We start from the raw sequence: 18,300 nt of genomic DNA, 5'->3' as shown, positions 1-18,300 counted from the left end.
GGTGCAACCATCGCGGCACACCGGCCGGCGTGTGCCTCAGCCGTACGGACGGGGCGCGACAGCTGCGTGTGTTCGGACGCCTGACTCATGATCTCCCTTGCCCCGCCTCTGGTCTCCCGGGAGAAACGGCAGCCTCGGCGGTCGCCGCCCGGCGGGCCCGGGTGTCATGCGCCCAGCCGGAGACTCAACTCTGCTCGCAACGCGGCCACGTCCACCTGGTCGGCAGCCAGCACCGCGACGACCACGCCACCGGCCCCGGCATCCGCATCCGCATCCGTCACCGACTCGTCGAGCAGCGCAGACAGCAAGTGGACCGTACCGACCGTGGGCGACCCGTGCGCGGCGGCGGACAGCCGCGCCATCTCCATGGCCTGCTCGGCGGCGGCGGACCGCCGCACACCGTCGCTGTCGGGGGGCAGCGGCGGACAGGCTCGCCAAAGCCGACGAGACCAGGGAGAATGCCCAGTCTTCATCGCGCGCGGGCAGCGGCCTCGACGTGGCCAGCATCGGCGCGATATTTGGCGGGGCGAACCGGGCGCGCCTGGAATTCGAAGCCATACTTTCGATGATTGAGCGACGGACAGGTCTTCGCAGTCCAACCACGGACGACAACCACCGAAAGGCGCCCTACCTCGGACAGCACACCTCCCTCAACTTGCTGAGATGGAGTGGACAACGTTGGCGGCCACACTTCTCGGTGCGACGGACGGTCGAGGTACCCCTGCGCAAAGACCGCATACGGCGAACCAGCACCCGCCCCCAGCGCGCGACGCGGAGCCGGTTCTGGAGCACGGAGCCGTCGGGCCACCGTCTCGCCAGCTCGTTCTCGGGGCGCTGACCTGCCCAGCGGGCGTCGCAGGCGGCGCGGCTGATGAGCGCGATCCGGCGCGTGCCGGAAGCGTTCAAAACGGAAGCTGCGTCAGACCGTCGCCGATGACACCCCCGTACGCGAGGCGGGCCTGTTCGGTGCCTTCGGCGGCCACGCCGGCGTCACCGACGGCCGCTACGTATACATGCGCGTGAGCGCGGAGCAGACCAACCAGCCCTTGTACGAGCACACCCTCATGCCCACCCACATGCGCGGCCGCTTCACTCCCGCCGAGCTCAAGAACGCCGAGCTGGTTCCGCCGTTCTCCTTCACCAAGGAGGTACCGCTGGTGAAGGTCCCGGGCCACGCCATGTTCAATCCGTACGCCTTCGGAACCTTGCTCCACGACCTGGAAACCGATCCCGAGCAGCAACACCCGCTCATCGACAATGAGTTGGAGCTGCGCATGGCGTCACTGCTCACCGACCTACTGAGGACGCCGGATGCCCCGCGGGAGCAGTACGTCCGCCTGGGCCTGCCGGAGTCGGGCCCGGTCGCCGAGGCTCATCTGCTCCCCTGGACACAGAGCCCCCAGGCCAAGGCGTCCACCGCTCCTCCACCCCGCCCGGAGGACTTCCCCACCGGCCCTCTCAGCGTCCACGCCCCGCTGCGCGACCTGCTCGCGCACACCGAGGGCGAGCGCATCCTGCGAACGCACTTCACAGCACTCCTGGACGGCCCGTTCGCGAACATGGCAGCGGAGTTGTCCCTGCTCCGGATCGCCGCGTTCGCGGTGGGCCTCATCCCCCCGACCTGCTCCAGGCCATCGCCACCGAACTCGCCGCCGTGGACGTGTAACCCTGCCGGACCTGCGAGGAAGGACACCGTGGAGGAGCACGCCGCGAGCCCCGCGGCGCCGCCGGGCGGGAACGACGTTCGCGAGACGACTCCCTCGGCCCGCCCGAAGTACCACACTCATGTTCAGGACACAAGAGACGGGACACCTGCCCCCTACTGGGAGTGAGACGAACGCAGGGCAGACCTTCCATGGATGACGCCCCTGCTTCCCATCAGTGACTGGTGCTCACGAATACCTCTCACCCCAGGGGCATCCGGGCGGCACACGGCTTACCGACAATAAATTTTGTCTTGACAAAATTCTTTGTCAAAAGGATTCTGGAACGGTGCTGGACGTCGCTGTGATCGAAGAACCCGCCGCGGCCGAGGCGTCTCTGGACCCGATACGGTCCCGGATCCTCGCCGCCCTGGCCGAGCCCGGCTCGGCCGCCATGCTGGCCGTCCGCCTGGGGCTGCCCCGGCAGAAGGTCAACTACCACCTGAAGGAGCTGGAGCGTCACGGGCTGGTCGAGCTCGCCGAGGAGCGGCGCAAGGGCAACGTCACCGAGCGGGTGTACCGCGCCACCGCCGCTTCCTACGTGATCTCCCCCAGCGCCTTGGCCGCCGTCAGCCCGGACCCCGCCCGGTCCCCCGACCAGCTCTCCGCCCACTGGCTGCTGGCGCTGGGAGCCCGGCTGGTACAGGAGGTCGGGACGCTACTGACCGGCGCAGCCCGAGTTCGGCGGCGGGTCGCCACCTTCGGCATCGACGCCGAGGTGCGGTTCGCCTCCGCGGCCGACCGGACGGCCTTCGCCGATGAACTGGCCCAGGCGGTGGCGAACCTCGTCGGCCGCTACCACGATGAGGCCGCCCCAGAAGGCCGGAGCCATCGAGTGATCGTCGGGCTCCACCAGATCCCCTCACCGCAGCCCGGCCCTGACGCGAACACGGCCGGCCCGCAGCACCAGTCCGGCGGAACGCACGAGACCGAACCCGAAGCAGGACAGGACAACGCACCATGACGCACCCGTTCGAGATCCAGCTGGAAACAACCCTGCCGACGAGCCCGGAACAGGTCTGGGAAGCGATCGCCACAGGACCAGGTATCGACTCCTGGTTCATGGGACGCAACGAGGTGGAGCCACGCGAGGGCGGGGCCACGGCCATGGAAACCGGGGGCCACCGGGAAGAGGCGGTGGTCACGGCCTACGAGCCCGGCAAACGCTTCGCGACGCGCACGGCCACCGCCGAGGACGGCCGGTTCATGGCCTTCGAGTACCTGATCGAGGGGCGGGACGGCGGCAGCACCGTGCTCCGCGTCGTCCACAGCGGCCTGCTCGGCGACGACTGGCAGGACGAGTACGACGCCCTGCGCCGCGGCTGGCCCTTCCACCTCCACACGCTCCGCGAATACCTGACGCACTTCCCCGGACGCACCGGCGTTCCCGTCTTCGCCCTGGCGCCGTCCGGCGGGCGATCGGCACTGGAGGTGCGGGCGGCACTCGCCCGAGAGCTGTCGCTGACCAGCCCGACCCCCGTGGGCTCGCAGGCACACGCCGCACCGACCGGCCTGCCGCCACTGGATGGCGAAGTGGTCTGGTCCGACGACGAGCGCATGGAGCTCCGCACCGCCGACGGGATCTACACCTTCCACCACAGCTCCGGCATGGCGCTGATGTTCCACCACCTGTTCGGCCCGGACACGGACGGCGCCGAGGCCGCCTGGCAGCGGTGGCTGACCGGACTCCTCAGCTGACCTCCGCGAGCCGCTCAGGACGCCCGTCCACGCGGCGTGTGCCAGATCCCGGTGGAACCGGAAAAGCTGCCTGATGCGGCGCTCCGGGATACATCGTCACTAGACCTCTGCCGTCTCGAACACGACCGAAGCGGCAGCAAACAACCGAAAAAACGGACACGAGACACCAAGGAAATCTCATGCGTACCCTGATCAGCACCGCCTTCATCTCGCTTGACGGCGTCGTGGAGGGCCCCGGCGGCGAACCGGGCTACCGAAACTCTGGATGGACCTTCAAGGACGTCGAGTTCGTCCCCGAGGCGTTCGAAATGAAGGGGCGGGAGCAGAAGGAATCCAGCGCGATCCTCATGGGCCGGGTCAGCTACGAGGCGTTCAGCCCGGTGTGGCCGGACATGGAGGAATTCACCGACTACAAGACCATGCCGAAGTACGTCGTCTCCACCACTCTCACCGACGACCGCCTTGTCTCGAACTGGGGTGAGACCACCATCCTGCGCTCGCTCGACGAGGTCGCCGCACTGAAGGAAACCGAAGGAGGCCCGGTCATCATCCACGGCAGCGCCTCCCTCAACCACGCCCTGTCCGACGCGGGCCTGATCGACCGATACCACCTGCTCGTCTTCCCGCTGTTGCTCGGCGCCGGCAAGCGCCTGTTCAGCACCACGGACAAGGACACCCAGAAGCTGAAGCTGGTCGAGTACGAGGCGTACTCCAACGGCCTGCAGAAGAACGTCTTCGACGTCGTCCGCTGACAACGGCCTTGGGATTGGTAGGAACATCGGTACAGCCGTTGACGCCGAAAACGATCATGGTTGGCTAGCACAGTGATCGTTCCCAGAGCAGGGGTTCGCTGAAAGATCGCCGGTCACAGGCGGGGGCTGGCTACGGTCCGCCTCATGCCGGTGGAGTTCTTGACTGATGATCAGAGATGTACGGGAAGTTCGCCGAGGAGCCGACAAGGCCTGAGCTGGAGCGGTTGTTCTTCCCTGCCGACGTCTACGGGGACCTGATCGCGCTGCGGCGGACGAAGCACCACCAGTTGGGCTTCGCCCTCCGGATGTGCACCGTCCGCTACGTGGGGCTGTTCCTGGAGGACCCTCTCGTGGTGCCGTGGCCGGTGGTCGAGCACCTGGCCGCGCAGCTCGGCATCGAGGACCCGTCGTGCGTGAAGCGGTACACCGAGCGGTCGGAGACGGCGTACGGGCACGCGTGGGAGATCCGGGACGCCTAGGGCTACCACCCGTACGACGATCCGGAGTGGGGCCGGAAGTTCCGGACGCTCCTGCATGGCCGGGCGTGGACGCACGCGGAGGGGCCGGTGGCGCTGTTCAACCGGGCGGTGGGCCGGCTGCGGCGGAACCGGGTGCTGCCGCCGGGTGTCTCGGTGCTGACCCGGCAGGTCTCCGAGGTTCGTAACGATCGCGGAGAAGCGGCTGCACGCCACCGTGGCCAGGGCGGCCAGACGCACGGACCCGGCGCTGCCGGAGGATCTGGTGGCCACGCTGGTGACGCCGGAGGGCGGGCGGTACTCGGAGCTGGAGCGGCTGCGCCGGCCGCCGACACGGACGACGGGTACCGCGTTCGCGCGGTCGCTGGAGAGGGTCGATGTGATCGGCGCGTTCAGTCCCTGGCCCGGCTGCGGGGCCGGGTGGAGAAGATGCTCCCGGAGATCGACCTGCCGGAGCTGCTGTTCGAGGTGCACGGCTGGACCGGGTTCCTGGACGCGTTCGTGCACCTGGGCGACGGCACGACCCGCATGAAGGACCTGACCACCTCCCTGGTAGCCCTCCTGGTCTCGGAGGCGTGCAACATCGGTATGACCCCTGTCGTCAACCCCGCACATGAGGCGCTGCCCCGGGCCCGGCTGGTGCACGTGGACCAGTTCTACCTGCGCGCCGACACGATCTTCTCTGAACTAAGAGGCCCGACCCGTTGGGCTGTTGGATAGCCTGCGGTCGTGGGAACGGGACCGAACACTGACGGCTGGCTGGAAGACACGCGGACGTCTTATGACACCGTGGCTGCTAGTTATGCGGACCTGACGCGTCACATCCTGGATGAAACGCCTGAGGAGCGTGCTGTCCTGGCGTTGTTCGCCGACCTGGTGCGTGCCCAGGGCGGGGGGCCAGTTGCTGACGTGGGATGCGGGACGGGGAGGATCACGGCTCACCTGCATCAGCTGGGCTTGGACGCGTTCGGGATCGACCTGTCGCCCGGGATGATCGAGGTGGCCAGGCGTGATCACCCTGGTCTCCGGTTCGATCTCGGCTCCATGACGGACCTCGCCCTCGCCGACGCCTCGATGACTGGGCTGGTCGCCTGGTATTCGCTGATCCATGTCCCCGACGACGAGCTCAGCTCGGTCTTCGCGCACTTCCAGCGCGTGCTTCGGCCTGGTGGACCGCTGCTACTCAGCTTCCACGTCGGTGATGAGTCGCAGTTGAAGACCGAGGGCTATGGCGGGCACCCGATGAACGTTTACGTCCATCTGCGGCAGCACGGCCAGCTGATTGCATGGCTCAACAATGCTGGCTTCGCCGTCGAGTCGCATAGAACACTCACCTCGGCCGAGAGCAAGCTCGGGGGGATGATTCTCGCGCGCCGCCAGGCTGCTGTCCTAGAAGAGTGAGTTGATCGCTGAGGAAAACTGCAGGTCACTCGCGCCGCCTCATGTAACCGGCTCCGCCAGGGCACTCGGAGCGTGACGTCAGTCTTTGGCTCCGTCGAGGCTGACCGTGGGGCCCTCGACGTCGCCGAGCCATTCTCTGAACTACGAGGGTTCGGTGGCTCGGGTGGCGATCTGGCTGAAGATGGGCAGGCCGAGGTGGACCACGGTGGATCGGCGGGCGACTTCGGCGTCGAGCTGGGTGAGTTTGTCCTCGGCGGCGGCGAGGCTGACACTGAGCCCGTCGACTTCGCCGAGCCAGCCTTCGCGTTCGGCCTCGGTGATCCGGGCGGTGAGGTTGATCCGGATCTCGTCGAGGCGGGGTCGCTCGCGCGGGTGGACGCGGAGCATCGCGCATCGGATGCAGGCTTCTTTGAACAACGAGTTGATCTCTGCTGGGGGACGTCGGGCGCACCCATCAGCTGTTTGGCTTCACATGTTCCCGATCTTGAGCGCTCGTGCCCGTTCACCCCTGTTCTCTGGGCGGATTCGATCGGCGAGACAGTGCCGGTGGGAGACGACGGTGTGGCTTCCCGGTCCGTCGTTGCTGCGCACGTCCAGGACCAGGGCGTCTCCGCCGTGGCTCACCGTGACCCGTTCACCACAGAAGTCGCAGGGCCAGTCAAAGGACTCCAGATCGGCGGGGCGGATGCTGAGCCGCACGGATACCGGTGGGTGCCACCGGTGGATCTGCTCGATGACTGCATCGATCTGCGAGCCAACGGGCGGAAAGCGCGCGAGTAGCTCGTCATGGCTGCCCATGGTCCGGGAGAACTGCTGGATCATGTCGACTGAGGCTGACAGGCCCGCGTCCTCGTAGCCGACGATTTCAACGAGCACGCCCCACGGGTGGTGACTGAGCACCTTGGCGCGAACCGGCTGACCGGGCATAAGCGCCAGGCTCTTCGTCTCGAATCGTTCCATCAACCGCTCCTCTTCGACCTGGAAATCTTGCCTGTGCCCCTGTGAAGCAGCGTCGTTCAATCCTGGCTCAGTCGGCATCGCCGACGGCTGTCCGAGCCGTGCTCATGGCCACGATGTCGATGGCAACTCGCAGGGGTGTCTCTGCCCTGCCGAGCAGGGCCTGCGTAATCGCGATCGCCTGGATGGTGCTCGCACCGCGCTCGGCCAGCAAGGTTTGGACGGCCTCCATCCCTGCGGCCGCGAGCACAGGCCGGCACTCCTCAACCAGCGCGGTCCAACGGGCAGCTTCTTCGTGCGGCAACCCGACGACACCGTCGAACATGACCAATCCTCCCTGGCGCTGCGTAGCCGATCTGACAGTGGACGTGACAGTCGAGGTCTTGCCGGGACGGATGCGTTGTACTCACGTGTCGCCGGAGCTGATTGCCGTGCTCAGAGGCAGCAAGGCGTCATCGTATTGGCGGCGGTCGAACTGGAACGGGCCGAACGCGGTGTAGTCGCGCGTTGCGCGATGGGGCTGCTCGAAGGAGTCCCAAGTCACGAGGTCCGTCGTCACGGTGATGCGGGCCAGGAACGGCTGGCATCCCCACTCATCGCATTCGCAGCCGAGTAACGGCGTCTTCGGTTCGACGGCAGCGCCGCAAACAGCGTGTTGAACCACTCATCCGGGATCGAGCGCGGGATCCGGCGCGGAACACTTGGCCGGTAGCGGCCTACCCGCTCCGGAGCCCAGGTGTCCATCGGGTTGTGGTGCGCGTGCACCCAGTCCGGAGCGTCGGGCCAGGTCCAGCGGGAACGGGTTGAGCAGCGGTCCGGTTCCGGCGTCACGGTGCATGTCGTAGAACCGGCGCAGCACCGTCTCGCTGTGGACGACGGTCGACGGGGCATAGCCCGACCCCGGCATCGGCTTCCCCGTCACCGGATTCGGAGCGCCCACGGACCGACTCGGCCGACGCTTGGCCGAGGCCGCCCTCGGCTTGGCCGTCAGCTGAATCCAGCAGCTGAAGTCCCGCGCGTCCACGCGCGTCGCCCGATCCCACGGCACGTCGACCGCCAGCAGGAACCGCCACCACCACAGCAAGTCCATGCCGTAGGAGCGAACCGTCGCCGCCGCCTTCCCGGCTGCCAGCAGCTCCTGGAAGAAGACTGCGACCGGCTCCACTGCGACACCGTCGCCGTCGACAAGCCGGTAGGGCTCGTACCGCTCGCCGGTCTCCACGAGTCGACCCAGCCGTGGAACCGCCAGTCTCGATAGGTCCCGCTCGGGAACACGATCGTCCGTCACGATCGCAGACCGTACTGCGCGAGAACGGAACTTGTGCCCTGAACTGCACAATCCCCGTGCTTCGTTCAGTCAACGGGGCGTGCTCGTGGACACACTCGCTGCCGAATGACCGGCCGCAGGTGCCGAGGGAGAACTTGCGGCGCTCGAAGTGGCCCAGGAACGCCGAGTAGCCGGTACGGCTCCCACGCGTCACCGGTCTCGATCAGGGCCCCGACTTCGGGCAGCACGAGACCCCTCAGATCCCTGCTGGGCGCCTCCGCGTGCGTCATGCCGGAAGCTAGCAGACAAGCCTCTGACCTGCGAAAACTCTGCTTTTAGTTCAGTTGACATGTCGCCGCGGCGAACGCGAAGCTGATCGAGGCCCAGGGGCAGGTGCCGATCGTGCGGTACTGGGGCGACGGGCTGCGGTTCGTCGTCCTCGTCCGCACCATCAACGCCGTCCCGCCCCCGAAGTACTTCGGGTTCAAGCGCGGCATCACCTGGCTCAACGCCGTCAACGACCAGGTTGCCGGGATCGGGCAGAGGGTTGTGCCCGGCACCCCGCGCGACTCTCTCCACATCCTGGACGCCCTGCTGAACCTCGACGGCGGGGTGAAGCCGGAGACGGTGGCCACCGACAACGCCTCGTACAGCGATATCGTGTTCGGCATCTTCCGCTTCCTGGGCTACAACTTCAGCACCCGGTTCGAGGACCTGGACGACCAACGGTTCTGGCGCGCGTCCCTGCCCGGCGTCGAGAGAGGCACGTACGGGCCTCTGGAGCCGCCGGCCCGCAACCGGTTCAACCTGAACAAGGTGATCACGCACTGGCCGGACATGCTGCGAGTCGCCGGCTCCCTGGTCACCAACCAGGTCCGCGCCTACGACCTGCTGCGAATGTTCGGCCGAGAAGGCCACCCGACCCCGCTGGGGCAGGCGTTCGCCGAGTACGGACGGATCGCCAAGACCGAGCACCTGCTGCGGTTCGTCGACCCGGTCGACGACACCTACCGCCGGCAGATGAACCCTCAGCTCGCCGTGCAGGAGTCCCGGCACAAGCTGGCCCGCGACGTGTGCCACGGCAAGCGCGGCACCATCCACCAGGCGTACCGCGACGGGACGGAGGACCAGCTCGGCTCACTCGGCCTGGTCCTCAACGCCGTCGCCCTCTGGACCACCCGGTACATCGACGCCGCCATCGCCCAGCTGCGCGCCGAGAGCCACGAGATCCGGGACGAGGACATCGCCCGGCTCTCCCCGCTCAAGCACCGCAACCTCAACGTGCTCGGCCGCTACAGCTTCACCGCCTCCACCCCGGCAGGTGGCGGCCTGCGACCGTTGCGCGACCCGGACGCGGCCGGGCTCGACGAGGACGACGACGAGTAGGCAGGCCTGGCATCTCTCCCCGGAAACCGGATCGTTGTCCGGGGTGAGGTGCCGGGCCGGGGAGGGACGGCGAGCGTGAGCACATTCAATGTGAGAGTTGACTCTCACATAACGTGAGAGGAAGCTCTCACGTTATGGATTCCGGGAATCAGCTGGGCGATATCGAGATCACCGATCCGCAGGCGATGCGGGCGTTGGCACATCCGGTGAGACTGGCGATCCTCGACCGCCTCCAACGGCACGGGCCTGCGACGGCCACGCAACTCGCGCCCGATGTGGGAGCAACTCCCTCGGTGACCAGTTGGCATCTGCGGCACCTGGCAGGTTTCGGACTGGTCCGGGATGCCGAGGCCGGGGCGGACCGTCGGCAACGGCGGTGGGAGGCGGCAGCGCGTGGATTCCGATTCGAGGCACGGCAGGATGAGGAGGGCAGGTCGGCTGCGCGGGCGCTGTCCCGGGAAATGTTTGTGCGCTATGGAGATCTACCGAGCAGGTGGGTGGCCGAAGTCGAGCCCAACCTGAACCCGTTGTGGCAGGGGGCTGCTGGTCTGGCCAACACCCGTGTGGTCGTTTCGGCGGAGGAACTTGCGGCGATTCAGGACGGGATCGAGCGGGTGCTTGCGCCTTACGTGACACGCGAACCTGCCGAGCGTCCGGTCGGCAGCCGCGGCGTCCGACTGATGCGTTATGTCCTACCGGAGCAAGACGAAGAGCAGGCTGGCGGGACCCTGTGAGCGCCCCGGAGGTGGGCGGCCCGATACCTCTGTGGCGTGACCGGCGCTTCCGCCGGTTCTGGGCGGGGCAGTCGATTTCGGAGTGCGGCGACCGGATCACCGAACTGGCGCTGCCGCTGATCGCCGTAACAGCGCTGAGTGCCTCGGCCAACCAGGTGGCGTGGCTGACCGCGCTCATCTGGACTCCGAATCTGCTCGCGATCATTTTGGGGGCTTGGGTTGACCGTCGGGTTCACAAACGCCGCCTGATGGTTCTCGCTGATCTGGTGCGCGGTGCGGTGATACTCAGCCTCCCCGTGGCATACCTGCTCGATGTGGTGAGCCTCGGTCAGTTGTATGCCGTGGCGTTGTTGACCGGCACCGCGGCGGTGCTCTTCAACACCGCCTATCCGCCCTTTTTCGTTCACCTCGTGCCCCGCTCGTCCTACGTCGAAGCGAACAGCAAGCTCAGTGCCAGTCGGTCGGTGTCGCACGTGGTCGGCCCGGCGGTCGGCGGCGCTCTCGTTCAAGCGTTGACCGCGCCCGTCGCTGTCGTTGTCGATGCCTTGTCGTATATGGCGTCCGCGGTCCTGATAGGGCGGATCCCGCTCGGTGAATCGCCCACTGGCATCGACGAAGCAGCGGCTCCATCACTGCTACGACGCGCCCGGGAGGGGATGGCCTTCGTCTGGCGGCACCCGGTACTGCGTGCCGGGCTCTGCTGCGCGGTCACTGTCAACTTTTTCACCTTTGTCGCAGGAAGCGGGCTGATGGTGTTGTTCGCCAGCCGCGTCCTGGGGCTGTCAGCCGGAGTTATCGGACTGACTCTGGGCGTCGGTTCAACCGGCGCTCTCCTCGGTGCCATCCTTGCTCCGAGAATCTCGCGACGTATCGGTGTGGGTCGCAGCATCGTTGTGGGAGCCGTGCTGTTTCCGGCACCCATCGCGATTACAGCCGGCGCGGGAGGCCCGCTCTGGGCCCGCGCCGGAGTACTGGCCGCGGCGGAATTCCTCTCCGGACTCGGCGTCATGCTCTTCGACGTCAACCTCAACTCCTTGCAGACCAGCGTCATCCCTGATGGCGTGCGCAGTCGCGTGGCGGGCGCGTTCAGCACCGTCAACTACGGCATACGTCCCATCGGGGCCATCGTTGGCGGCCTGCTCGCCACTGCCTTCGGCTTGCGGGCAACACTGCTCATTGGCGCCGCAGGGGGAATGCTGTCACTGCTCTGGCTACTGGCTTCGCCGATCCCCTGCATCCGCTCCCTGGCTCAGGATGACGTGGCCACTCCATGCGGCGATGCCGATCCGGATAATCGCCCGACGCCTTGCTGACCCCGTGAATAATTCGGCTGGCGAGCGTGGGCAGACCGTCTCACAAACGAACATCTGTGAGAGCTCTGCGAGAGCCCCGGGAGCGATCACGTTTCCGCAGGTCGTTGTTCGCAAAAGCGCTCTCGAGACTGACGTGTTGTGCGAGGCACTTCCGAGAGGCTTCCGCCATGGATCTCACGCTCGATCAGGCCGCATTGGCGGTAGAACGTCAAAACTGCCCGAACTGTGACGCACCCGCCGGCAGCGCCTGCCGCACCCGCGGCGGGAAGACCGCCGCGAAGTACCACACCCCCCGCTTCGTCCTCGTTCCCGCCCTCCGCGAGGAACTGGAGATCCCCGCCCCCGCCGACCGCGCCCCCGGCCGCGCGTGGAGGCAGGGCCCCGCGCTCGCCGTCGTGCCCGCGCCCCGCACCGAGCGGCCGGTACGGATCGGGTACGCGAGGACGTCGACCGCGCGGCAGCAGCTGGCGAGTCAGCTCGAAACCCTTCACCGGGCGAAGTGCCACAAGGGCTTCAAGGAGCAGATCAGCACCCGCGTGAAGGTGCGGCCCGAGCTGGAGGCGGCGCTCGCGCTGGCCCGGCAGTTCAAGACGGCCGCCCCGGAGACGCCGGTCATCTTCACCGTCCACGAGCTCAAGCGGCTCGCGCGCAACGCGGCCGAGCTGATGACGCTGTCCGCCGAGCTCCAGGGCGGCGGCATCCAGCTCGAACTCCTCACCGGCCCCCTCACCGGCATCTACGACCCCAACGGCATGGGCGCCATGTTCTTCGCCGTGCTCGCGGTCGTCGGGCAGATCGAGCGCAACTACATCCGGGAGAAGACCATCGAAGGGCAGGTCGTCGCCGCATCCAGGGCACCACGGCGGACGGCCGAGGGTCATCGACGACGACATGCTCACCTTCACCGTCGCGCTCAAGGACAAGGGCGTCCCCGTCCCCGACATCGCGAAGAAGCTGGTCGTCAAGACCGGGAAGAGCGCGGGCAAGCACCCCTCGGTCGCCTCGCTCTACCGAGCGCTCGCAGAAGCCGAGGCCGCCGCGGTGGACGACGGTCTGCCGCTGCGACCCAAGCCCGTCCGCATCCGCCGACCCGGTGAGCCGCTCACCCCCGAGGAGATCGATCTCTGCGCGCGCCTCCAGGCCCAGCCTCACCCGAACGCGGAGATCCGCAGCTAGACCCCGTGATCAATCTCAGCGCCGACGGCTGTACCGATGTTCCTACCAAGGCCGGACAAGGCTTTGACTCTCGCCCTGCCGTCGCCTCCTCCTACGCGACACTCACGAGACACTGGCGGTGGCACCGTGGCGACCAGTACACCGCATCGCTGCGGTGATCCGCCCCGGCCAGCGGAGGGCAGATCGACGCTCGGCACCTCCCGCTCGAAGGCGTCCACTTCGAAGACGACCCCGCGGGCGTCGGCCCGCCCCTCCTCGTCCGAGAACCAGATCAGCCGGTCGCAGGCAACCAGGCGTTCCCGGCCGAGCAGGACGAGGTACAGGCCGCTGTGCCGGCCGGCCTGTTCGCTGAGCGGCTCAAAGCCCGTATCCATTCGCTGACCTGGTGCTTTCCCGGACGTTGTACGTTTGCATGGTCCTGAAGGAGGTGCCAGTGGGGCTCGCTCTCGTCTGCTGTGGGCGAATGCTCTGCCGACGCCCGGGTGAGACGCGCGCCGCCCCGACCTGTCCAGGCAAGAGAATTGTGTCGGCACCTCCGTCGCGAAGCCTCTGCACGACCTCGTCGACCACGACCTGGTCATCTCCGGTCATTGGCCTTTCCTCTGCAGCCATGCCTCGGCCTGGCGGCACGTATCGAGCTCGGGTCGGTCGACACGGGTGCGTCCCTTGACGGGGGCCCCGAAGATGCCGATGGCCTCGCCGATCGCGGCGAGTGCCTCTTCGGTCCTCTGCTCGGTGCCCAGGTCGACGGCGAGGTTCTTGAGGGCGGCCCCCAGCTTGGGCAGCAGGTCGGGTTGCGCGTCCACCAACTGCCGGTACTGCCGGACCGCCTCCTGCCCGACGGTGATGGCGTCAGAGGTCCTGCCGAGTTCCGCGAGCAGGAACGCGTAATTGGCCAGGGACTGGGCGAAGCTCGGCCCGTGGGTGGCGGGCTCCGCTGCCGCAAGTACTTCACCGGCGAGCGGCCGTTCCACGCGCTGCGCGCACGCGGGTTCGGCAAGGGCGAGACCCACTATCAGGAGTTGTCCCGCGAAGAGCTGTTCGCGACGCTGGACCGCCAGGCATTCTTCGTCGCCGGTGAGACCGGCCGTCACTTCACCGCGCCGGTATGGATCAGCGAGTTCGGCATCGGTAGTGACGAGACGAATCCGCAGGCCCGCGCATGGTTCGGTAACTTCGTGGACTATTTGATCGACCGGGACGCCGACTTCGCCTACTGGCCGCTGGTCGGATGGACCGGACACGGTACCTGGTCGATCCTGAACTACGACGCGCAGGGTCGCCGGTCGGGGATTCTCGACGGCAGTGACTGGCGCGCGGCCCACTGGAGCCGTCTCGTCGACGCGCCACAGAAGAACGGCCCGGTCGCGGTCGCCGATACGTGGGACATGCTCAACCTCGATCACGCAGACGCGGTCCAGTCAGTCCGGTCGCGGGCCCTGGGAGACTGGGATCCGGGAGCCCGTAAGGGAGTGTGCCCCGACGGCCAGCGCCTTTCCGGTCTGGCCCACAGGGATGGTCGGGGTCTGTGCACCGACGCCGGAGCTTCCCTGACCGTTCCTGCCGGTGCGCAGCCCACCGTGGTGCGCGACGAACGCCATGTCCAGCAAGGCGACTGGGCCGGTGGTTACACCAAGTACCAGTGCGGAGTGGACCAGTTCATATCCGGGTACAGCCTGCGAGGCCAGGAGGTATCGGCGGTCCTGTGCACTCCCGCGGGCCGCACGCTCGGCATGAGCGGTCGGACCGTCTGGTTCGACCGTGGAGACAACCGTCCTGCCGGGGAGCCGGGTGGCGAGTTCGCCCTGGGCAACTTCAAGGGCCAGTGCCGCACCGATGAATATGTGGCGGGTGTCGCCTTCACCGGCGCCTGGGCCAAGGGGAAGACCCCGGACGCCCTTCTGTGCCGGAAGCTTGAAGGCTGATGCCCGCGATCGGAGAGTACCGACGGCGGCCTCCGGACGGTCCGCTCGGCTGAGCACTGCCGTTCCGCGCATGGATGGCTGAGCAGGCCGCGGGTGTGCGAAGCACGAGCACCGCGGGTGCGCGTGGCGGGGTCACCCCTCCTGAAGGGATGGCCTCGCCATTCCGGCGTTCGGGCGCCCTCATCGCGAGCCTCACTGACGCGGCGGCGCAGGTTGTCAGGGGGGATGGGGTCGAGCACCTGATGTCTTCGGGCTCGGAGAAGCCCCGGAGGGAGCCGGTCAGCGGAACGAGCGCCGCCTGGAGGAGGCGTAGCCGAAGGCCAGTTTCGGCGCGGGAGAGTGTCCTGCAGCCAACTCCCTTCGTATTCAAGGCACAATCCCCAGCGAAATACCTCGCCGCCTTCCGCAGGATCTCGCGCTCCTCGGTCAACTCGCGGACGCTCTTGCGCAGGGTCGCATACTCCGCCACCACCGGCATGGGCGGTTCCGCCGGCACCTCTGCCTGGCATACCCGGGGCCGCTTCTCTCCGGCCGCACCCAGTTCCGCAGCGTCTCCGGTTTGACTCCGGGGCCCGCCAATGCAGCGGCCGGCCTGAACCCCGGGGCGGTCCACTACCACTTCGGTTCCCGCGAGGGCCTGGTGTCCGCACTCTTTCGACGAGAGCTCGGCCCGCTACGGACACAGCGGGGGGAGCACCTGGCTGGTCACCCGGACAGCGACTCCGAGGTCCACGACATGGTGGCGGCCCTGGTCGAGCCATTCGCCGGCCTCGTCCGTACCCGCGACGGCCGCATGCTCTGCCACCTCCTGGCACGTACGGCCCTGCCCGCAGGCCAACTACCCAACGTGTCAACCCTCTTCACGCCGGCCCCCTTCGAAGTACGGATCGGGCGCGCACTGCCCGACCTGTCGCCCCAGGAAGTCACCGAACGCTGCCGGCCGGCCTTCAGCCTGGTGATGGAGACCTACGGACGCCCTCTGGCCAAGCTGCCCACGGAGTCCGCCGCGTTCCCGTCCACGAAGACGGTCATTGCGTTCGTCGCCGCCGGACTGACCGCGCCCAGCGCCGTGCGGACCAAAGCCCCAGCAGACGAAGCATGACGTGCGGGAGTTCCGCAACGGCCCACCCTGGGTCGTACGGAACTTCCGCGCGCAGGCGGGGAGAGATGGCGCCCGCGTCGCGGCTGTTTGTTCGTGGACGGCCGGAAGTCGGCTGTCCGCAAGCAGGGAGACTCATTGCCCGCAGCCGTGCCAGCAGCGCCGTCGTCGGTCCACTCCTGTCCTGCGGTGACGACACCACCGGACAGGCTGAGCACCTGCTCAGCCAGCGCATGAAGCCGGCGATGTCGGAGCTTTCGGCCGTCGAGCGGCTGGGGGACCACAGCAGGTCGGTATCGGTGCTCATCAGCGCCTCCAGGGGCAGGTCGTGCGGGTGGGGACCGGTGCGCGGAGGCCGGCCGGGGAAAGCGCCTACGAGACACAGCGGCATATCTGCAACAGGCGGTGCTCGGCGGCACACGGCTCCCTCCTGCCCGGCGCGGGGGGAGGGAGAGTGAGCAAGGCCGTCGCCGGTCAGGCGGGCATGTCGGACGAGGCTTGGCCGAGCTGGCGGACGAACTCCTCCGCCCGGGGCCATGCGCCGTAGCCGGAGGCAGGGTTGAGGTGTCCGACCGGGCCGAGGTCCACGAGGCGGCTCCCCCATGCCCTGGCGAGATCAGCGACGCGATCGGCAGCGGCCAGGGGGTCGTTCGTGCTCGCCGCGACGATGCTGGGGAAGGGCAGGCGTGTCCGCGGCGTCGGCGTCCAGCCGTTTTCGCGCAGGGCTTCCAGGGTGGGGTAGCCCTCCGGCAGCGGCGTATCGAAGTCCGGCGGCGCCGCCAGCAGTGCGCCCTCGACGGGACGCCGGTGTCGTCGCGCCCAGTGCACGGTGGTCATCACCCCGGCACTGTGAGCAACCAGTACGACGGGTCCGGAGATGTCCGACAGCACCTCGTCCAGTGCGGCGACCTGGGCATCGCGGCTCAGCCTGTCCTTCTCCAGCGGGGGAACGGTTCGGGCGTCGGCGATCTTGTTGGCGAGGACGGTCTGCCAGTGGTCCAGCACATGATCGCGCAGTCCGGGGACGATGACGACCGTCGGCTGTGCGCTGAGACTCATGACTGCAACTCCGGGGTCTTGAGCGCCGGGCCGGGGAGCAGTCCCAGGCGGCGCAGGTCATTTTCGTAGGAGAACTTGCCGATGGTGAAGGCCACGCTGCCCGCGAGCGCGACGAGCGGGATCAACTGCAGTGCGCCGAGCAGGCCCAGGTGGTCCGCGAGCATGCCCGTCACCGCGGGCCCGGGGGCCAGCCCGAGCAGGCTGTTGGCCAGAGTGAGGGTGGCGAAAGCCGTCGCCGCGATGGCGGCGGGGGTCAGATTGGCCACCATGGCGGCCGCCGGACCGGCGGTGCCACCGGCCACCAGGGTCCCGGCCGCGATCAATACAAGCTGCAGCGGGCCGGCCGGCAGGTGGAATCCCGCCATCAGCAGCACGAACGACCCGAGAGCGCACACGATCGCTACGATCCACTTCCGGGCCGCGGCCTTCCGGCTGAGGCGGTCCGCGACGATCCCGCAGAGGATCATGCCAATGCCACTGATCAGCGCGAAGACCCCGGCGGCCAGGCCGGCCTTCGCAGGAGGCATGTCGTAGTAACGGTTGAGGAAACTGGGTATCCACGCGAGCAGGGCCATCGCGATGAACATCTGCAGCCCGCTGCCGATGTAGGCACAGACCACCGAGACCGAGGAGAACAGCTGCGGCAACTGGGTCCGGACGGGGGCGCGTTCGCCGGACACGGCGCTGTTACGGATGGACGCCGGGCCCAGCCTCTTCTCGGTGACCACGAGGCCGTAGACCGCGGCCAGGACCAGTCCGAGGATTCCCATCGCACCGAACGCCCAGCGCCAGCCATGCTCCTGGGCGATCACACCGCCGACCGACACGCCCAGCACGGATCCGAACGACCCCCCCGCCATGAAGGCTCCCGAGAGCGTGGCCCGCAAACCGATGGGGAACACGCTGAGGACCACCGCGATGCCGACGCTCCCGTAGGCCGCCTCTCCGACGCCCACCATGAACCGGCCCAGGAACATCTGGCCGTAGCTTGCGGAAATGGCGCAGCCCAGGGTCGCCAGGCTCCACGCCGTCGCGGCGATGACCAGGATTCTGACCCGGCCCCAGCGGTCCGCCAGAAGCGACAGGGGGAAGGTGAGCACTCCGACCATCAGGGCCACGATGCCACTGAGAGAGCCCAACTCGGCATCGGAGAGCAGCCATTCCGCTTTCAGCAGGGGAAAGACCGCGTTGAGGACCTGTCGCGACATGTAGTCGGACAGCAGAAGCCCAAAACCGAGGGCGAACACCAGCCAGGCATAGCTACGGGATACAGCCGGTGCGGCGGGAGACGTCCCCGGCACCGTTGCGCCGGCAGTGTGCAGTCCCATGGGCATCACCTTTTCGTCTCTGGTCG

At 67.8% G+C, this 18,300-nt stretch carries 20 protein-coding genes and 2 pseudogenes; 12 read left to right on the top strand and 10 right to left on the bottom strand.

Annotation, left to right across the window (positions count from 1 at the left end; translation table 11 throughout):
• Window positions 1-164: 164 nt before the first annotated feature.
• Window positions 165-398 (bottom strand): Clp protease N-terminal domain-containing protein, encoded by a 234-nt coding sequence (locus ACIPEK_RS22700; protein ID WP_401998889.1) that lies wholly within the window; start codon window positions 396-398, stop codon window positions 165-167.
• Window positions 399-1,019: 621 nt separating this feature from the next.
• On the opposite strand from ACIPEK_RS22700, the gene ACIPEK_RS22695 reads away from it, so the two are divergent.
• The 6 genes and pseudogenes from ACIPEK_RS22695 (at window position 1,020) to ACIPEK_RS22670 (ending at window position 6,030) form a co-directional block, all read left to right on the top strand.
• Window positions 1,020-1,832 (top strand): hypothetical protein, encoded by an 813-nt coding sequence (locus ACIPEK_RS22695; protein WP_401998886.1) that lies wholly within the window; start codon window positions 1,020-1,022, stop codon window positions 1,830-1,832.
• A 160-nt stretch (window positions 1,833-1,992) separates the two neighbouring features.
• A complete protein-coding gene (locus tag ACIPEK_RS22690; protein ID WP_401998883.1) occupies window positions 1,993-2,667 on the top strand; it encodes an ArsR/SmtB family transcription factor in 675 nt (224 codons plus the stop codon).
• Entirely contained in the window at window positions 2,664-3,401 is a 738-nt protein-coding gene (locus ACIPEK_RS22685) for an SRPBCC domain-containing protein (protein WP_401998880.1), read from the top strand. The genes ACIPEK_RS22690 and ACIPEK_RS22685 overlap by 4 nt, the downstream gene beginning before the upstream one ends.
• Before the next feature lie 179 nt (window positions 3,402-3,580).
• On the top strand, window positions 3,581-4,153 hold the full coding sequence (locus ACIPEK_RS22680) for a dihydrofolate reductase family protein (protein WP_401998877.1): 573 nt from the start codon (window positions 3,581-3,583) through the stop codon (window positions 4,151-4,153).
• Between the two features lie 144 nt (window positions 4,154-4,297).
• Window positions 4,298-5,307: pseudogene (locus tag ACIPEK_RS22675) on the top strand (DUF4158 domain-containing protein); the annotation flags it as partial.
• 51 nt (window positions 5,308-5,358) lie between these two features.
• Window positions 5,359-6,030, top strand: a complete 672-nt coding sequence (locus tag ACIPEK_RS22670; protein WP_401998874.1) for a class I SAM-dependent DNA methyltransferase — start codon at window positions 5,359-5,361, stop codon at window positions 6,028-6,030.
• 141 nt (window positions 6,031-6,171) lie between these two features.
• On the opposite strand, the gene ACIPEK_RS22665 is transcribed toward ACIPEK_RS22670, so the two are convergent.
• The 5 genes from ACIPEK_RS22665 to ACIPEK_RS22645 form a co-directional block, all read right to left on the bottom strand.
• On the bottom strand, window positions 6,172-6,417 hold the full coding sequence (locus ACIPEK_RS22665) for a hypothetical protein (protein ID WP_401998871.1): 246 nt from the start codon (window positions 6,415-6,417) through the stop codon (window positions 6,172-6,174).
• Window positions 6,418-6,498: 81 nt separating this feature from the next.
• Entirely contained in the window at window positions 6,499-6,990 is a 492-nt protein-coding gene (locus tag ACIPEK_RS22660; RefSeq protein WP_401998869.1) for a hypothetical protein, read from the bottom strand.
• A 67-nt stretch (window positions 6,991-7,057) separates the two neighbouring features.
• Window positions 7,058-7,312, bottom strand: a complete 255-nt coding sequence (locus ACIPEK_RS22655; protein WP_401998866.1) for a hypothetical protein — start codon at window positions 7,310-7,312, stop codon at window positions 7,058-7,060.
• An 81-nt stretch (window positions 7,313-7,393) separates the two neighbouring features.
• Window positions 7,394-7,651, bottom strand: coding sequence for a hypothetical protein (locus tag ACIPEK_RS22650; protein ID WP_401998863.1), 258 nt, complete (start codon window positions 7,649-7,651; stop codon window positions 7,394-7,396).
• Complete coding sequence (locus ACIPEK_RS22645; protein ID WP_401998860.1) at window positions 7,652-8,275, bottom strand: hypothetical protein; 624 nt, start codon at window positions 8,273-8,275, stop codon at window positions 7,652-7,654.
• A gap of 333 nt (window positions 8,276-8,608) precedes the next feature.
• Here ACIPEK_RS22645 and ACIPEK_RS22640 point away from each other — a divergent pair.
• The 4 genes and pseudogenes from ACIPEK_RS22640 to ACIPEK_RS22625 all read left to right on the top strand — a co-directional run.
• Window positions 8,609-9,640: pseudogene (locus tag ACIPEK_RS22640) on the top strand (Tn3 family transposase); the annotation flags it as partial.
• A 134-nt stretch (window positions 9,641-9,774) separates the two neighbouring features.
• Window positions 9,775-10,374, top strand: a complete 600-nt coding sequence (locus ACIPEK_RS22635) for an ArsR/SmtB family transcription factor (RefSeq protein WP_383071634.1) — start codon at window positions 9,775-9,777, stop codon at window positions 10,372-10,374.
• Window positions 10,371-11,687 (top strand): MFS transporter, encoded by a 1,317-nt coding sequence (locus tag ACIPEK_RS22630; protein WP_401998857.1) that lies wholly within the window; start codon window positions 10,371-10,373, stop codon window positions 11,685-11,687. The genes ACIPEK_RS22635 and ACIPEK_RS22630 overlap by 4 nt, the downstream gene beginning before the upstream one ends.
• Window positions 11,688-11,854: 167 nt before the next feature.
• On the top strand, window positions 11,855-12,784 hold the full coding sequence (locus tag ACIPEK_RS22625; RefSeq protein ID WP_401998854.1) for a recombinase family protein: 930 nt from the start codon (window positions 11,855-11,857) through the stop codon (window positions 12,782-12,784).
• A 75-nt stretch (window positions 12,785-12,859) separates the two neighbouring features.
• On the opposite strand, the gene ACIPEK_RS22620 is transcribed toward ACIPEK_RS22625, so the two are convergent.
• Together ACIPEK_RS22620 and ACIPEK_RS22615 are read right to left on the bottom strand one after the other, a co-directional pair.
• Complete coding sequence (locus ACIPEK_RS22620; RefSeq protein WP_401998851.1) at window positions 12,860-13,237, bottom strand: hypothetical protein; 378 nt, start codon at window positions 13,235-13,237, stop codon at window positions 12,860-12,862.
• 213 nt (window positions 13,238-13,450) lie between these two features.
• The gene (locus tag ACIPEK_RS22615; RefSeq protein WP_401998848.1) at window positions 13,451-13,837 is read right to left on the bottom strand and encodes a hypothetical protein; all 387 of its coding nucleotides are present in this window, start codon (window positions 13,835-13,837) and stop codon (window positions 13,451-13,453) included.
• On the opposite strand from ACIPEK_RS22615, the gene ACIPEK_RS22610 reads away from it, so the two are divergent.
• Both ACIPEK_RS22610 and ACIPEK_RS22605 read left to right on the top strand, forming a co-directional pair.
• Window positions 13,784-14,788, top strand: a complete 1,005-nt coding sequence (locus tag ACIPEK_RS22610) for a hypothetical protein (RefSeq protein WP_401998846.1) — start codon at window positions 13,784-13,786, stop codon at window positions 14,786-14,788. The two genes, ACIPEK_RS22615 and ACIPEK_RS22610, sit on opposite strands and share 54 nt — an antisense overlap.
• 559 nt (window positions 14,789-15,347) lie before the next feature.
• Window positions 15,348-15,890, top strand: coding sequence for a TetR/AcrR family transcriptional regulator (locus ACIPEK_RS22605; RefSeq protein WP_401998843.1), 543 nt, complete (start codon window positions 15,348-15,350; stop codon window positions 15,888-15,890).
• A 471-nt stretch (window positions 15,891-16,361) separates the two neighbouring features.
• Here ACIPEK_RS22605 and ACIPEK_RS22600 read toward each other — a convergent pair whose 3' ends face one another.
• Window positions 16,362-16,946: an RBBP9/YdeN family alpha/beta hydrolase gene (locus ACIPEK_RS22600; RefSeq protein ID WP_401998840.1), complete on the bottom strand. Its 585-nt coding sequence runs from the start codon at window positions 16,944-16,946 to the stop codon at window positions 16,362-16,364.
• Window positions 16,943-18,274 carry an MFS transporter gene (locus ACIPEK_RS22595; RefSeq protein ID WP_401998837.1) on the bottom strand — a complete coding sequence of 444 codons (1,332 nt, stop codon included), beginning with the start codon at window positions 18,272-18,274 and terminating at the stop codon, window positions 16,943-16,945. The genes ACIPEK_RS22600 and ACIPEK_RS22595 overlap by 4 nt, the downstream gene beginning before the upstream one ends.
• Window positions 18,275-18,300 lie beyond the last annotated feature (26 nt).

Source organism: Streptomyces sp. NPDC088246 (assembly GCF_044741025.1).
Classification (GTDB): Bacteria; Actinomycetota; Actinomycetes; order Streptomycetales; family Streptomycetaceae; genus Streptomyces.
Note: the sequence above shows the minus strand (reverse complement) of the source record. Positions and strands in the feature narration are given on the sequence as shown.

Bases quoted from the DNA above. Each gene is read 5' to 3' on its own strand.
- ACIPEK_RS22685 (WP_401998880.1), top strand. From the start codon at position 2,664: ATGACGCACCCGTTCGAGATCCAGCTGGAAACAACCCTGCCGACGAGC.
- ACIPEK_RS22680 (WP_401998877.1), top strand. From the start codon at position 3,581: ATGCGTACCCTGATCAGCACCGCCTTCATCTCGCTTGACGGCGTCGTG.
- ACIPEK_RS22665 (WP_401998871.1), bottom strand. From the start codon at position 6,417: ATGCTCCGCGTCCACCCGCGCGAGCGACCCCGCCTCGACGAGATCCGG.
- ACIPEK_RS22660 (WP_401998869.1), bottom strand. From the start codon at position 6,990: ATGGAACGATTCGAGACGAAGAGCCTGGCGCTTATGCCCGGTCAGCCG.
- ACIPEK_RS22655 (WP_401998866.1), bottom strand. From the start codon at position 7,312: ATGTTCGACGGTGTCGTCGGGTTGCCGCACGAAGAAGCTGCCCGTTGG.
- ACIPEK_RS22635 (WP_383071634.1), top strand. From the start codon at position 9,775: ATGGATTCCGGGAATCAGCTGGGCGATATCGAGATCACCGATCCGCAG.
- ACIPEK_RS22625 (WP_401998854.1), top strand. From the start codon at position 11,855: ATGGATCTCACGCTCGATCAGGCCGCATTGGCGGTAGAACGTCAAAAC.
- ACIPEK_RS22620 (WP_401998851.1), bottom strand. From the start codon at position 13,237: ATGGATACGGGCTTTGAGCCGCTCAGCGAACAGGCCGGCCGGCACAGC.
- ACIPEK_RS22600 (WP_401998840.1), bottom strand. From the start codon at position 16,946: ATGAGTCTCAGCGCACAGCCGACGGTCGTCATCGTCCCCGGACTGCGC.
- ACIPEK_RS22595 (WP_401998837.1), bottom strand. From the start codon at position 18,274: ATGGGACTGCACACTGCCGGCGCAACGGTGCCGGGGACGTCTCCCGCC.